Annotated in this window: 10 protein-coding genes; 3 read left to right on the forward strand and 7 right to left on the reverse strand. The window is 68.0% G+C overall.

The features are described 5' to 3' along the window. Nucleotides 1-82 precede the first annotated feature (82 nt). Nucleotides 83-358 carry a hypothetical protein gene (locus tag H7J06_RS29185; RefSeq protein WP_264043025.1) on the reverse strand — a complete coding sequence of 92 codons (276 nt, stop codon included), beginning with the start codon at nt 356-358 and terminating at the stop codon, nt 83-85. Further along, complete coding sequence (locus tag H7J06_RS29190; RefSeq protein WP_264043027.1) at nt 355-1,368, reverse strand: iron-containing redox enzyme family protein; 1,014 nt, start codon at nt 1,366-1,368, stop codon at nt 355-357. Before H7J06_RS29190 ends, H7J06_RS29185 begins: the two co-directional genes overlap by 4 nt. A gap of 155 nt (nt 1,369-1,523) precedes the next feature. On the opposite strand from H7J06_RS29190, the gene H7J06_RS29195 reads away from it, so the two are divergent. The 3 genes from H7J06_RS29195 (at nt 1,524) to H7J06_RS29205 (ending at nt 3,479) form a co-directional block, all read left to right on the forward strand. Then, on the forward strand, nt 1,524-1,784 hold the full coding sequence (locus H7J06_RS29195) for a hypothetical protein (protein ID WP_264043029.1): 261 nt from the start codon (nt 1,524-1,526) through the stop codon (nt 1,782-1,784). A 160-nt stretch (nt 1,785-1,944) separates the two neighbouring features. After that, nucleotides 1,945-2,784, forward strand: a complete 840-nt coding sequence (locus tag H7J06_RS29200; RefSeq protein WP_264043031.1) for a L,D-transpeptidase — start codon at nt 1,945-1,947, stop codon at nt 2,782-2,784. 188 nt (nt 2,785-2,972) lie between these two features. Continuing rightward, nucleotides 2,973-3,479, forward strand: coding sequence for a hypothetical protein (locus tag H7J06_RS29205; RefSeq protein ID WP_264043033.1), 507 nt, complete (start codon nt 2,973-2,975; stop codon nt 3,477-3,479). An 82-nt stretch (nt 3,480-3,561) separates the two neighbouring features. Here the strand turns inward: H7J06_RS29205 and H7J06_RS29210 are convergent, their stop codons facing one another. The 5 genes from H7J06_RS29210 to H7J06_RS29230 all read right to left on the reverse strand — a co-directional run bounded on the left by H7J06_RS29210 (nt 3,562) and on the right by H7J06_RS29230 (nt 14,157). Continuing rightward, on the reverse strand, nt 3,562-4,419 hold the full coding sequence (locus H7J06_RS29210) for an ABC transporter permease (protein ID WP_264043034.1): 858 nt from the start codon (nt 4,417-4,419) through the stop codon (nt 3,562-3,564). Continuing rightward, nucleotides 4,419-5,270 carry an ABC transporter ATP-binding protein gene (locus H7J06_RS29215; protein WP_264043036.1) on the reverse strand — a complete coding sequence of 284 codons (852 nt, stop codon included), beginning with the start codon at nt 5,268-5,270 and terminating at the stop codon, nt 4,419-4,421. Before H7J06_RS29215 ends, H7J06_RS29210 begins: the two co-directional genes overlap by 1 nt. Then, nucleotides 5,270-10,786: a type I polyketide synthase gene (locus H7J06_RS29220; RefSeq protein WP_264043038.1), complete on the reverse strand. Its 5,517-nt coding sequence runs from the start codon at nt 10,784-10,786 to the stop codon at nt 5,270-5,272. Before H7J06_RS29220 ends, H7J06_RS29215 begins: the two co-directional genes overlap by 1 nt. A gap of 122 nt (nt 10,787-10,908) precedes the next feature. Further along, nucleotides 10,909-12,672, reverse strand: a complete 1,764-nt coding sequence (locus H7J06_RS29225; protein WP_264043039.1) for an NAD(P)/FAD-dependent oxidoreductase — start codon at nt 12,670-12,672, stop codon at nt 10,909-10,911. 225 nt (nt 12,673-12,897) lie between these two features. Beyond that, nucleotides 12,898-14,157, reverse strand: a complete 1,260-nt coding sequence (locus H7J06_RS29230) for a cation:proton antiporter (protein ID WP_264043041.1) — start codon at nt 14,155-14,157, stop codon at nt 12,898-12,900. Between the last annotated feature and the right edge of the window lie 18 nt (nt 14,158-14,175).

Here is a 14,175-nt window from a genome sequence, read left to right on the forward strand (position 1 = left end):
CCCATTCGTTCTTCTCACGAGCAGCTCCGCGGGCACCGTGACGAGATCGCCGCCACTGGCGACGTCGTCGTGAGGGTGAGGGTCAACCCTCGGTGGCCGTAGGGCTCTGCGCGGACTCCCACTTGGACTCCATCGACCGGCGCACGACGGTGTCGCCGGGCAGGTCGACGTCGAAGGTCTCCCCGTCGTCGGCCTCGACGGTCACCGAGAACGTCGACGCGGCACCGGAGGTGGGAGCGGCCACGAACACCACCTTGTACTCGCGCTCGCCCGTTCCGTCGTCTCCGGGCACGTCGAGCGACACGAGGTCACCGGGGGCAACCTCGTCGATGCGCGCCTCGTCGGAGATGCCCGTCACGACAGCGGTGTCCGCAACGACGACTCGCCAGCCGTCCACCGCGACATCATGTGATCGGCCAGCCGGCTCTCCACCACGTCGAATGCCCGCATGCCGAAGACGACGTCCGATTCGAGGTGCGGCTCGTGCTTCACCAGGTCCGCGACCACGTCGGTGCGGACGACCTGCTCGTGCACGGCGTCGGCCTCGACGTGCTCGCGGTAGAAGCGGACACAGGCTTCCGGCGCCTTCATCTTCTTCAGGGCGTCGGCCAGTCGCGCCGACCCCGGCGAGGACGTGATCTCGGTGGCGGCGAAGTGACCCACGGCGGCACCCCGAAATTCCCGATGCAGCCCGAACAAGGACATCACGTTCACCACCGCCAGGGCCTCGGCGGGCACCGCGGTCAGGTAGTGCAGGTAGCGCGAATCGAGACCAGCCGCGTCCATCAGGTCACCGAAGAGCTGCTGATGAGCGTGATCGGCTCGGCCACCGCCGAATTCGTCGAATTCCACCGCCACGAAGGCCGCCTTCGCCACTCCCGACAGCCGAGGAATCGCCCACGCGTGTGGGTCGCCCTCCTTGAGGTGGTAGATCGACCGGTGCACGAAGTACTCGCGCATCTGGTCCCACGTGCCGTCGTCGCGCAGGTGGTAGGACAGTCCGCTGCCGTCGACCGGGGTGATCGACAGCTCGGCCATCTCCTCCTCGGCCGAGGCGTCGATGACACCGACCTCCTGCTGCAGCGCCGCGAGAAAGGAGTCCTCCAGCCGAGCACGCAGGTGCAGCACGCCCGGATCCCACTCCCAGCGTGGTTCGACGTCGGCGAATCCGCGGTAGTGCAGTTCGTAGAGGACGTAGAGCGCCAGTTGAAGATCGCGGCCCCACGGCGAGGAGTCGCCGACGGGTGCGTCGACGGGGATGAAGCTGCGACGCGGCGCCCGACACTTGAGGTGCGCGATGAGGGCTCCGGAAAGCGGGCCCGCGGCGGTCGGCAGGTCGGGTTCGAGATACGTGGCTGGTGTCGTCACGTCGAATCGATTACCCGGTGGTGGAGCGCATAAACGGGGGTGATCGACGCCCGCACCTGCGCCGTCGGAAGGCCCTCGGGGTCCGGGTTGCGTAGAGTCGTTCCGGCAGCGGGCGCCCGCACGAGCGCGGCGTCGACGATCGGAAGGCGACGGCCATGACGACAGCGGACGAAGTCGACGACGCCCAGATCAGCGAGATCGTCGAGCAGGAATTGGCCACCGCGGTCGCCGATCCCGACCCGGTGTTCGTGGTGTACCTCGAATACGAGGGCGACGAGTACACCTCCGTTCACACCTCGCAGGATGGGGCGGAGACCCGCGTGCAGGAGACTGCCGCGCAATGGGGTTTCGCCGACGTCCTCGGCACCGATCAGCTGACCTACCGCATCACCAAGGTTCCGCTCGAAACACCCTGATCCTCCGATCTTGATTGCTGGCGACTCCCTCTCGGATTTGCTGGCCGTATCCGAAGCGTGATGGTTCCTTCATCGAATTGCTCACGCACACGCATATCCCGAAGTGACATGGCGACTGTACGATCAATTGACAACCATGTAATTTAGAAAGTCGGGAGCCATGCGTCAGGGGATTCGGTGTGTTCTGGCAATGATCGGAGCCAGCACACTCGTTGCTGCAGGGCCCGCGGGCACCAGCATGGCGGCGGCCACCGCCGCCCAGGGGACCGCCGTCGCATCGGTGCTTCCCGCCCGGGGCGAGGTGGTGGGCGTTGCACATCCGGTGGTGGTGACGTTCAGCTCGCCGGTCGCCGACCGGCTCGCGGCCGAGCGCTCGGTCCACGTGACGTCCTCGCCCGCGATGACCGGAAAGTACGAGTGGCTCGATGACAGCTCCGTGCAATGGGTCCCCGATCGGTTCTGGCCGGCGCACAGCACGATTGCCCTGTCCATGGGTCGATTCAAGACCGAATTCGCCACGGGGGCATCGGTAATCGGCGTCGCGGACCTGTCTGCGCACACGTTCACCGTCCGCATCGACGGCGTCGACGCGGGCCCGCCGTCGGCGGTTCCCACCCCGCACCACCGCCCGCATTGGGGCGAACCCGGGGTGTTGCCTGCCTCGATGGGCAGACCCGACTACCCGACCCCGGTGGGCACGTATACCGTTCTGGGCAAGGACCGTTCGGTGTACATGGACTCGAGCAGCGTCGGCATCCCCGTCGACGCTCCCGACGGTTATCAGATGGACGTCGACTTCGCCGTCCGGATCACCAGCCGCGGCCTCTTCGTGCATTCCGCTCCCTGGGCGGTCAATTCACTGGGCTACGAGAACGTCAGCCACGGCTGCATCAACCTCAGTCCCGAGGACGCGGAGTGGTACTTCAACACCGTCAACGTCGGGGATCCGGTGATCATCCAAGAGAACAGCATCGAAGTCCCCCGCCCGGTGACGCGGTGAGGGTCCGTGGCGGACGACCTCGACCGCCCTCCTCGAGACGTCACCATTTGGACACGACTCGGCGTGGACGTGCTGTCAGCCGAGCTTTGCTGCCGATAATTGACAAAGTCGTCGATCGGCGGCCGCACGGCGATTCGCCGCTTTACATCACATGTGGAATGAGTACGAGAATGAAGGAGTCGACGTCGATGACGATCTTGGATCGATTCAACATCGGGTTGGTGGGTGCCGTTGCTGGGTTGTGCGGGGTCGCCATCGCTGCGAGCCCCGGAGCCATCGCCGCCCCGTTCGCAACGGGCGGCTACGAGTGCGTCGCCCCGGCGGCCGGCGGTGCTGCTCCCGGCGCGGCCGGCGCAGCGGGCGGAGCGGCGGCCTGCGCCCCGGTGACCGGCGGAATGGGCGGCATTCCGATGGGCTTGCCCGGACCTCCGCCGGTCGCACCGCCGCCCGTCGTCCCGCCGGTGGCGCCCCCGCCGGTGGTCCCGCCGATCGCGCCGCCGCCGATCGTTCCGCCCATCGCTCCGCCCATCGTGCCCGCTGCTGGTGCACCGTTGGTGCCGGCGGCCGGCGGCATGGGCGGACTCGACACCGGCGGCTACGGCGGCAAGGGCGACCCGATCCTCCCGCCCGCGCCAGGTGCACCGGCTCCCGGCCAGCCGATCCTGCCCGGTCCGGCCGCCAGGGGCGCAAGCTAACCGGTCGTCGACGGGTCGTGAACGCGTGGGCCAGTGGCCACGCGTTCACGACCCGTCGCGCGGGCCGCGGTGAGCCTGCGAGTCACCCCTCGTCAGACCACCGGAAGACCGCAAGGCAGCCGATCAGGCCGCCGACGCTCCATGCGGTCAGCACCAAGAAGATTCGCCAGTGCTCCCAGCTGCCGGCCGGCTCGAAGACGACCATGTCCGGCGGCAGGAGAACCGAGCGAAATCCCTGGGCCATCCACTTGATGGGAAAGATCGACCCGATGGTCAGCATCCACGCCGGCAGCACGACGAGTGGCACGTAGGTACCGGAAATGAATTGCAGGGCCACCGACGGCCCGTTGGTGATCACCGCGGCCGACACCGCGTTGCTGGCGTAGTTGCTGATGAAGATGCCCAGCAGGGAACAACTCGTGGTGCCCAGCACGAAGACCCATGCCAGCGTGAACCATTCGCCCGCGTCCGTCGGCAGGTGCAGGTGGAAGACCAGCACCCCCACCGCCAGGAGGATGACGGCCTCGGCGAAGCTGACCACCGCGACCAAGACGATCTTCCCGACGAAGTACGACGTCGCGGTCGTCGGCGTTCCCCGGAGCCGCCGCAGGCCGCCGGTGTCGCGGTCGGCCGCAATGCTGATGCCCAAGTTGATGAACGACGTCGACAGAATTCCGTAGGCGAGCATGCTCGCCGCGATGACCGCTCCCGTGCTGGTGTCGCTGTTGGGCAACTTCGCCGTGAAAATCGAGCCGAGCAGCACGCAGATCACCGCGGGCATCGAGAACGTCAACGCCACCTGTTCGGGTCTGCGGTAGAACATCTTCAGCTCGGGCACCACCCGGGACAACCCGATCCGCAGCGCCGACGGCAACGGCGCCTCCGCCGCCGGGGCGCGGTGCCGCGGCGACACGACGTGGTCGCGTTCGACCGCCGCCATCAGGCCTGCCCGATCAGGTGCAGGTAGGCGTCTTCCAGCGTAGGCCGGGTGATCGTCAGCTGGTCCAGTTCCGCGCCGTCCTGACTGCGGGTCTTGACGAGATCGGTGGGGCGGTCGGTCTTCTCGACGTGCTCCCCGTCGGCGTCGACCCAGCGAACCGTCGCCGCCGCGCTGACGTGCCCGGTGAGTCGCGTGGGCGAGTCCACCGCCACCACCCGGCCGCCGACGATCACCGCGACCCGGTCGGCAAGCGCGGCCGCCTCCTCGAGATAGTGGGTGGTCAGCACGATGGTGGTGCCGTCGGCCGCCAACAGCCGGATCAGGTCCCAGAACTGACGTCTGGCCTCGGGGTCGAACCCGGTCGTCGGCTCGTCGAGGAACAGCAGATCGGGCATCCCGACGATGCCCAGCGCCACGTCGAGGCGGCGGCGCTGCCCGCCGGACAGCGTTCGCACCCTCTTGCCTGCGACGGCGTCGAGCCCGACGAGTTCGAGAACATCACTCGGAACCCGGGACGTGCCATAGCAATTGGTGAACATCCGGACGGTTTCGTTCACGGTGAGCATTCCGGCGTCACTGGCTTCCTGCAGGACGATGCCGACCTTGGCCCGCCAGCTGCGGCCCGCCGTGCCAGGGTCCTCCCCCAGTACCCACACCTCGCCGGCGTCGCGCTTCCGGTTGCCCTCGAGGATCTCGATCGTGGTCGACTTCCCGGCGCCGTTCGGACCGAGGATCGCGAAGATCTCCCCGTAGTCGACGTCGAGATCGAGGTCCCGAACCGCCGATGTCCGACGGTAGGACTTGGACAGACCCCGCACCCGCACCGCTGACGACGTGTCCGCGTGGATCATCAGCGGCCCGGTTCCTGCTCGGCGGACTCGCCCTCGAGCTCCAGGAGCAGTCGTCGGAGGTCGTCCTCGGAGAGCGCGTCGATCAGCCCGTCGACGTCGTCGTCGGCCGGCTCCGCGGCGACCGCGGCGTCCGCGCCGTGAAGTGAGTCGACCTCGGCGAGCACGCGAACGGCCAGTGAGTCCACGCTCACCCCGCGGAGGATCTCGAGGACCGGGAGGTCGATGGCGAAGGTCGTGTTGATCCGGATCCGGAAGTCCATCGCCATCATCGAATCCAGGCCGACGTCGTCGAGGATGTCGTGGGGCTCGATGTCCTCCACGGCGCAGTCGAACACGCCGGCAACGGTGCGGCGAAGTTGATCGGTGACCACGCCGAGTCGTTCGGATTCCGTCAGGCCGGCGAGCAGTTCCAGCAGGGACGAGTCCGAGTCACCCTGGTGCAGCGGCACTTCGGTGGCCTCGAGTTCGGCGAACATCCTCGGCAACCCGGCGCTGAACCCCACCTGGCGGGCTCGACCCCAGTCCGCGGTGATCGCGATGACCTGTGGCGCCTTCTGGTTGAGGAGACGGTCGAGGATCCGGGCTCCCGCCGACGGGGTGATCAGCTCGATGCCCCGGTGCGCGTAGACCTTCTCCAGCTTCAATTCCTCGACCATCCCCACCGACCACGGGCCCCATCCGATGGTGAGCGCGGGCAGACCCCGAGCTTGCCGGCGGTGGGCGAACGCGTCGAGGTACGCGTTCGCGGCGGCGTAGTTGCCCTGGCCGGGTGACGCGATGGCCGAGCCCGCCGAACCGAACATGACGAAGAACTCCAGTTCGTGGTCCGCGAAGGTGTCGTGCAACGCCCGGGTGCCGATCATCTTGGGCGCCAACACCGTCGCGAAGTCCTCTTCGCTCATGTTCATCAGCAGTTGGTCGTGAACCGTCCCCGCGGCATGGATGATCCCGCGGACGGGCCGGCCGCCCTCACGAACGTGGTCGGCCAACCACGCCTGCACCTGCGCCACGTCGGTCACGTCGACGCTGGCGGTGCTCACCCGCGCGCCGAGTCGCTCGACGGCCCTGATCGCGTCGACCGTCGCGAACTGGCCGTCGTCCTCGGTCAGCGTCGACCACGTGGTCCGCGGGGGGACCGCGCTTCGGCTCAACAGCACGATGTGCCGGGCCCCGCGCTCGGCGAGGTAGGTCGCCACGGTGCGACCCAGGGCACCGACACCTCCGGTGACGACGTAGGTCGCGTCGGGGGTCAGCGTGGTCGGAAAGGCCTTCGTCAGGCCTTGGGCGACGCGGATTCGGGGCACGAAGACGTCGCGACCGCGGATCGCGATCTGGTCCTCCGGATCCTGCGACAGGACGTAGTCGCAGACGTGCGTGGCGGTTTCGCCCACGTCGTCGGCGTCGTCCACGTCGATCAGACCGCCCCACCGCTCGGCGAACTCGTGGTGACCGATGACGCGTCCAAGCCCCCACACCGCGGCCTGGTCGGCCACGCAGGAGGCGGTGCCCGGCGCCGCCTGCGCATTCGCGGTGACGAGGTAGAGGCGGGGTGCGACGGTCTCGTGCGTGGCGAGTGAGGTGACCAGGCGCATCACCGTGAACAGGCCCACGTGCAGATTCGCGTCGGCGGTCGCCGCGTCGGCGGGGTCTGCGACGACGTCGACTGGCCAGCAGTCGACCACGCCGGTGAGGTCCGCGTCGCGGTCGAGGTGCGTGGTGAGCAGCTGCGACAGTTGTTCGGCGCGTGCGGGATTCACCACGTACCCGTCGTCGGTCTCGGCCACGGCGGTGACGGGACCGTGGGCCACCGTCCGCACCCGGTGACCACGGCCGCGCAGGGTCTCGGCGACGGCGGCGCCGACGCCGCGTTCGTCGACGAGGACGAGCCAGGACTGATTCTCCACCGCGGACCCGTGGGGTTCCTCGGTCTTCTCACACCAATGGATCTCGTAGAGACCCTTGTCGACGCGCTCGGGCGACATCCGGGACGAGGAACTCAGCGACTCCACCGTGAACCCGTCGAACACGGCGAGCGGTTCGCCGAGCTGGTTTCGGACGGTGACGTCGGCTTCGATGCGCTCGGTGGTCGCCGAGACCACCCGAACGTCCACGGTCATCTTCGCTTCGGGCGGTGCGTAGACGGCACTGCGCCGGATCCGAGCCGGAAGATACGGGTCGGACGGTCCGTCTTGGCCCAGAAGCATGGTGCCGAACAGCGTGTGGAATGCACCGTCGACGAGCGCGGGATGGAAGCGGTAGTCGTCGAGTTCGTCGGCGATGGGCTCCGGCACGGCGAGTCGGGCCACCGACCAGTCGGCACCGCCCACGATCTCGGTGACGGGGCGGAACGCCTCGCCGTACCCGAAGCCGAGGCCCTCGGTCCTGACGTAGAACTCGTCACCGGACGTTGCGATCACCTCGTCGTCACCCGGGACGTCGCGGCGGGCCGGACGAGTGGGCAGGGCCCGCAGTGCGGCGGTGGCGGTGATGGTCCACTTGACGTCGCCGTCGGGCGTTGCGGTGAACGCCGCGAACTCCAGGGTGCCGTTGTCCTCGTTCAGCGTGGTCCGCATGATGGGATCGCAGGTCTCGTCGAGGATGACCGCACGACGGAACTCGAGATCGTCGACGGCGAGGTCGGTCCCGTAGTGCTCCCTCGCGACGGCCAACGCCATCTCGACGTACACCGCCCCCGGCACGACGACGCTTCCCTGCACGCGGTGATCGGCGAGGAACGGAAAGTGGGACGCGCTCAACTCGGCTTCCCACGAGGGGCGTACGCCGCTCACCGGTTGTCCAAGCAGCGGATGGACCGGGGCGAAGTGCAGGTCCTCCGACGCCTCCGGCGTCTCGTTCCAGTAGCGCTTGTTCTGCCACGGGTAGGAGGGCAGCTTCACCCGTTGCGCGGCCCCCCGGGGATTCACCGCGTCCCATGCCACCTCGTGACCGTTGCAGTGCAGGGCGCCAACGCAATTCAGCAGCGTCCGACCGTCGTCGTCGTTGCGCCGCTGGGTGGCGAGGACGAGGGCCTTCTCGGTTCCGGCGGTCTCGAAGATCGACGCCGCGAGCACCGGGTGCGGGCCCAGCTCCACGAAGTGGGTGTATCCGTCGTCGAGCAGCCTGCGCAAAGCGGGTTCGAAGAGCACCGTGGCACGGGTGTTCTGCCACCAGTAGGCGGCGCCGGCGGTGTATTCGTCCAGCAGTTCGCCGGTGACCGTCGAGTAGAGGGGAATCGTGGACTGGCTCGAGGACAGTCCCTCGAAGGCGTCGAGGAGTTCGTCCTTCACCAGGTCCATGTAGTGGGTGTGGTACGGAACCTTCACGGCGAGTTGGCGATTGAACACCTGGGCGGCATCCAGCTGGCGGGCGACGTCGTCGAGTACGTCGGCGTCGCCGGCGATCGTCACCGCCGACGGGCTGTTGATCGCGGCGATCGACACCCGTCGGGTGAACTCGTCGAGTGTCTTCTGGTCGACCGTGGCCACGAGCGATTCGGCGTCGAGGCCGACGGCGAGCATGCGCCCCATTCCGCTGGTTCGCTGTTGAAGTCGGCTGCGGTGGTAGATCACCCGGACGGCGTCGGAGAAGCTCAGCAGACCGGCCAGATGATGGGCGGCCACCTCGCCGGCACTGTGCCCGATCACCGCGTCGGGACGAATTCCGAAGTGCTCGAGCTGCGCGGCCAGTGCGACCTGGATGGCGAAGTTGGCGGGTTGCGCGAACTCCGTCTCGCCCATCCGCGTACTCGCCTCGTCGCGCCGGAGCTCCTCGAGCAGTGACCAGTCGGTGTACCGGGACAACTCGCGGTCGGTGCGCTCGACGCTTTCGGTGAAGACGTCGAACACGTCGAGCAGCCCGCGGCACATCCCCCACCACTGGGGGCCCATGCCGGTACAGACGAAGGCGAGCTTCGGCGCGACCTGGTTCGTCCGTCCCGCGGAGATCTGTCCGCCGTCGGCGAGCGCCTGCAGCTGGGCCCGCGCGTCGGCGATGTCGTCGGCGATCAGCGTGTGGCGATGGTTCAGGTGGGCCCGACGTTGCCCGAGGGTGTACGCGAGATCGCCCAGCGTGACCTCGGGATGGCTGCCCACGTGGTCGGCCAGCTGGCGGGCCGTCGCCACCAGGGCCTCCTCGCTGCGCGCGGAGATCGGAAGCATCGTCGACGGCGCGGTCACACACGGCTGGTCGCCGGCCTCGGGGGCCACCGGCGGCTCGGCGAGCACGACGTGGGCGTTGGTGCCCCCGAATCCGAACGAGTTGACCCCGGCGATGCGCCGCTCGCACTCGGGGAAGGGTCGACCGGTCGTGGGAACGTCGATGCCCAGTTCGGCGAGGTCGAGTCCCCCACTGGGAGAATGGAAGTGCAGGTTTGCGGGCACGAATCCGTGCTTGAGCACCAACGCCGTCTTGATCAGCCCGGCCACGCCCGCACCCGCCTCGAGGTGTCCGATGTTGGTCTTCACCGACCCGATGAGCAGGGGCTGGCCCGCCGGCCGCCCCGAGGCCAGCGCACTGGCCAGGGCCCGCATCTCGACGGGGTCTCCGACGGGCGTGCCGGTGCCGTGCGCCTCGACGTAGCCGATCTCGGCGGGTTCGACGCCCGCCTTGCGGAGGGCGTCGACGATGGCGGCTTCCTGGGCCTCCTTGCGGGGCACGGTGATGCCGTCGGTGTGGCCGTCCTGCGACACCGCCGTGCCGAGGATCTGGGCGTAGATCTCGTCGCCGTCGCGCACCGCCTGCGCAAGGGGTTTGACGACGACGACCGCGCCACCCTCACCCCGTGCGTAGCCGTCGGCGGATTCGTCGAAGGCCTTGCTCCGCCCGTCGGGGCTGAGGAACCCGCTCTTGGATTCCGCGATCGCGGTGTTGGGTCCCAGCATGACGTTCACGCCGCCGGCGAGGGCGATGTCGCACTCGCCGTTCCAGATGCTCTGCGCCGCCAGGTGCACCGCGACCAGCGAACTGGAACAGGCGGTGTCGACCGTCATGCTCGGCCCGCGGAAGTCGAAGGCGAACGAAATTCGATTCGCCAACATCGTCATCATCATTCCGGTGGACGAGTGGGTCTTGAATCGGTAGCGGCTGGTGCGGCCCTGGTTCTGCAGGAGTTGGTAGTCCAGGGTGAAGCCGCCGATGAACACACCGACCTGGGCGCCGGCCAAGGAGTCTGCGGGGATCCCCCCGTCTTCGAGCGCCTCCCAGGTGGCCTGCAGCAGGAGGCGTTGCTGCGGGTCGAGCAGATGGGCCTCTCGCGGCGAGATGCCGAAGAACTGCGGATCGAACTGGTCCACGTCGTCGAGGTATCCGCCTCGGCGGGTGACCATCTTGCCGACCTTGCCCGGGTGGGGGTCGTGGAAGCGTGCGGCGTCCCAGCGCGACTCGGGCACCACGCGCGTGGCGTCGGTTCCGCTGCACAGCAACTCCCAGTAGCTCTCCGGGGAGGTGACGTCACCGGGCAGGCGGCATCCGATTCCGACGATCGCCAAGGGTTCGTGACCGCTTCTTTCCGTCAGCATGTCGTGTCCTTGCCCCCCACCCTCTGTGTTGAACCTCTGTCGAACTACGAATCGCCCTGCCGCTCGCGCGGTGCAGGGCTCGTCATTTCTTCGTATTGACGGCTGCGTCGGATGGGGCGGCGTCAGGTCAGTTCGAGAGAGCTGGTGAGAATCCATTCGGAACTGATCGGGTTGACGGCCTGCTCGCTGCGGTAGACCGACCGGAGCTCTCGAAGAAGCGGATCGCGCTGCCACGCCTGCACCTGCCGCATGACGCCGTCGTCGGAGAAGACCTTGGCCTTCTCCGCCAGCACCGTCTCGATCAACTGCCCCGCCACCTGGCGCAGCAGCCGGGCGTTGGCGTCGAACCGTTCGGCGAACCTGGGGGCAGTCCCCATCATCGCCGTGTGCAGGGTGACCATGAAGTTCAGCGGCGCGTAGAGATCCACGAACTGCGCCGAGGACGCGTTGCCCTCCACCGACGCCCACTCCCGGAAGAACCGCTGAACGCGGTTGCTCAGTTCGATGAGGCCCTCCAGGTACGGCACCACCTCGGGGTCGTCGGCGACGGTGACGAATCGTCCGTTGCCGTAGAGGAAGCCCACGAACCCCCAGTAGAACGCGATGTCCCAGATGACCTTGGCGGTCATCACGTTCGGCGTCCCCATCAGCGTGTACTGGTCCCGGTAGATGGCCAGCCACATCTCGGTCAGCGACCGGAACAGCGAGTCGTCGATCGCCGATCGGGCCGCGACGTCCTCGCCGTCGAGGTCGCGGGTGACCATGTCGGTGATGAGCCCGTTGCCGATGGCGACGAGGTCCAGTCCCGACGAGTACAGCGGGTCCAGGAAGATCCCGGCGTCACCGGTGACCGCCCAGCGCTCGCGGCCGTCGAAGATCTTGCTCACGCCGTGGCTGTACTTCTTCATGACTCGGAAGTCCATGATGAGGTCGTCGTACTTGGCCAGTTCCGACGCGCACTGGGGCTCGTGCTCGCGCAGCCACGACTTGGCCTTGTCCAGGCCGTTGATGCCCTCGAAGGCGTGGAACGCGGGGTCGGCGACGATGCCGACGCTGGTGGCACCCGAGGCAAGTCTGATCAGCCAGACCCAATAGCCTTCGCCCATCAGGTGATTGGTGGACATCGACCGGTTGCCTTCGATTAGGCGTGACTGCCACAGCGGGTCGTCGCTCCAGTTCGCGAGGTCGATCTCGGCCGCCACCCGGAACCACACGGCGTTGCAGTGGTGCTCATTGGGGAGCTTCAGATCCAGCTGGCGGGGCAGCTTCCGGGTCCGTCCCGACGCGTCGACCACCCAGCGAGCCGTGGTGCCGGCGACGGCGTCGCCGTTCTGCGTCGCGATCTCGTGCGGACGACCGTCGGTGCCAAACTCGACCGAGCGGACCCGGCCCTGGCAGAACTCGACGCCCGCCGCGGCGCACCGGTCGGTGAGTTCGTTCTCCAGCCGACCACGGTCGATTTGATAGGTGGGTTGCGGCACGAAGCTCGAACTCCCGAGTTCCATCCGCTGGGTGATGTCGGTGTTTCCGTCGTGGGAGAAGAACATGCGCAGACCCATCTTCCGGATCTGCGAGCTCTGCAAGTGATCCGCGAGACCAAGACGCTCCCCGAGGTAGAGCGCGGACACCTCGACGGTCGACTCCCCGACGGTGTGGGTGATCTCGGGGACCGGGCGCGACGTCGGTTCGATGATCACGATGCGCGTCGCCGGGCGGGCGCGGCGGATCTCCAAGGCCAGAGTCAGCGCCGCGATGCCACCCCCGATGACGGCGACGTCGTGATCGGCCGTGCCGCGCTCGGCGGCGGTGTCCGACTCCGCCAACTGTGTCCTGATGCGCCGCGCCAGGGCGGCCCGGGTCTCGGCGTTCAGTTGTGACACGTCCATGCGTTCCCCTTCCTCGGTCGACGAGGATTCCCAGTGCGGCCGACGTTATCCGACGGTGGGGCCCCGGCTGGCCCGAACGGACGCCCGCTCCGTTTGCGGCCGACCGTCGGGGATCGGCGGGCCGGACGTTGATCTTGCTGCGTGGAGGCGTCCCCGCCCGCCCCCGGCTGTCGCGAGGAACCTTGCCCGATCCCGGCCACCGTCAGCATTTCGTCACAACGGCCGTCACGGCGTCACCGCTGCCGACTGCGGTACGACGCGGTGGCGGCCGTAGACGTATTCGAAGATCGGCGAGGCCATCAGCGTGGTGACGATCGCGACCAGCACCAGGATGGTGAACAGCGTGGGGGTGACGATGCCGGCCTCGAGCCCGATGTTCAGCAGGATCAGCCCGATCAAGCCGCGCGCGTTCATCAGCGATCCCAGCGCGACGGCTTCGCGCAGCGGCACCTTCTTCATGCGTGCCGCCAGCGTGCAGGCAATGCCCTTGCCGGCGATCGCGACGAGCACGAGCCCCAGCGTCACCGCCCACAGCGTCGGCGTGTTCACCAGGCCGATGTGGGTGTTGAGCCCGGAGTAGACGAAGAACATGGGCAGCAGGAACGTGGTGACGAGCGGCTCGAGGCGCGAGGTCAGATGACGTTCGAAGAAGCCCGACGGCATCGCGACGCCCAGGATGAAGGCACCGAAGATGGCATAGATCCCGATGACGTCGGTGAACCACGCGCAGGCCATCAGCAGGATCAGCACGACGCTCAGCATGGGCGGGGTGACGGTGCCGTGGCGTTCGGCCATCGGACCGAGCACGCGCAGTGCCCGTCGTCCGATCGTCATGACCACCACGGTGTAGAGCACGCCGCCGCCGATCGCGACCACGGCCATCGCGGGATGGTCCCGATTCATGGCGAGCACGACGGCGAGGATGCACCAGGACACCGCGTCGTCGGTGGCGCCGCAGGCCAGGGCCAAGGTACCCAGGGACGTTCCCGACAAGCCCTTTTCGAAGATGATGCGGGCCAGCATGGGGAAGGCGGTGATCGCGATCGCGGCGCCGAGGAACAGCATGGCCATCACCGGAGTGACGCCGTCTTCGAAGTAGTCCCCGTCCGCCAGCAACGGCACGGCGACGAGCGCACCGAGAACCAGCGGTGCCATGATGCCCGCCGTCGACACCGCCACCGCGGTGCCGGCCCGGTGCTTGATCAGGTCGACGTCGAAGTTGAGCCCGATGAGGAACATGTAGAGGACCAGGCCGATTTGGGCCACGGTGTAGAGCACCACGTTGGCGGGCCCCGGCGGAAACAACGCCTGCTGCACCCCGGGAGCGAGCTCGCCCAGCAGCGACGGCCCGAGGACGACGCCCGCGATCATCTCCCCCACGACCTGCGGCTGCCCGACCCGCTTGGCGATTACCCCCACCACCCGGCAGGTCGCGAGGATGACCGCCAGTTCGAGGAAGAAGTGGATCGCGGTGGCTGCGGGCATGTCATGTCCTACGTGTCG

Source organism: Mycolicibacterium hodleri (genome assembly GCF_025822245.1).
GTDB lineage: Bacteria > Actinomycetota > Actinomycetes > Mycobacteriales > Mycobacteriaceae > Mycobacterium > Mycobacterium hodleri.

What these genes read in the sequence shown, in the direction of transcription:
- H7J06_RS29195 (WP_264043029.1), top strand. Translation starts at nt 1,524, where the DNA reads ATGACGACAGCGGACGAAGTCGACGACGCCCAGATCAGCGAGATCGTC.
- H7J06_RS29200 (WP_264043031.1), top strand. Translation starts at nt 1,945, where the DNA reads ATGCGTCAGGGGATTCGGTGTGTTCTGGCAATGATCGGAGCCAGCACA.
- H7J06_RS29205 (WP_264043033.1), top strand. Translation starts at nt 2,973, where the DNA reads ATGACGATCTTGGATCGATTCAACATCGGGTTGGTGGGTGCCGTTGCT.
- H7J06_RS29210 (WP_264043034.1), bottom strand. Translation starts at nt 4,419, where the DNA reads ATGGCGGCGGTCGAACGCGACCACGTCGTGTCGCCGCGGCACCGCGCC.
- H7J06_RS29215 (WP_264043036.1), bottom strand. Translation starts at nt 5,270, where the DNA reads ATGATCCACGCGGACACGTCGTCAGCGGTGCGGGTGCGGGGTCTGTCC.
- H7J06_RS29220 (WP_264043038.1), bottom strand. Translation starts at nt 10,786, where the DNA reads ATGCTGACGGAAAGAAGCGGTCACGAACCCTTGGCGATCGTCGGAATC.
- H7J06_RS29225 (WP_264043039.1), bottom strand. Translation starts at nt 12,672, where the DNA reads ATGGACGTGTCACAACTGAACGCCGAGACCCGGGCCGCCCTGGCGCGG.
- H7J06_RS29230 (WP_264043041.1), bottom strand. Translation starts at nt 14,157, where the DNA reads ATGCCCGCAGCCACCGCGATCCACTTCTTCCTCGAACTGGCGGTCATC.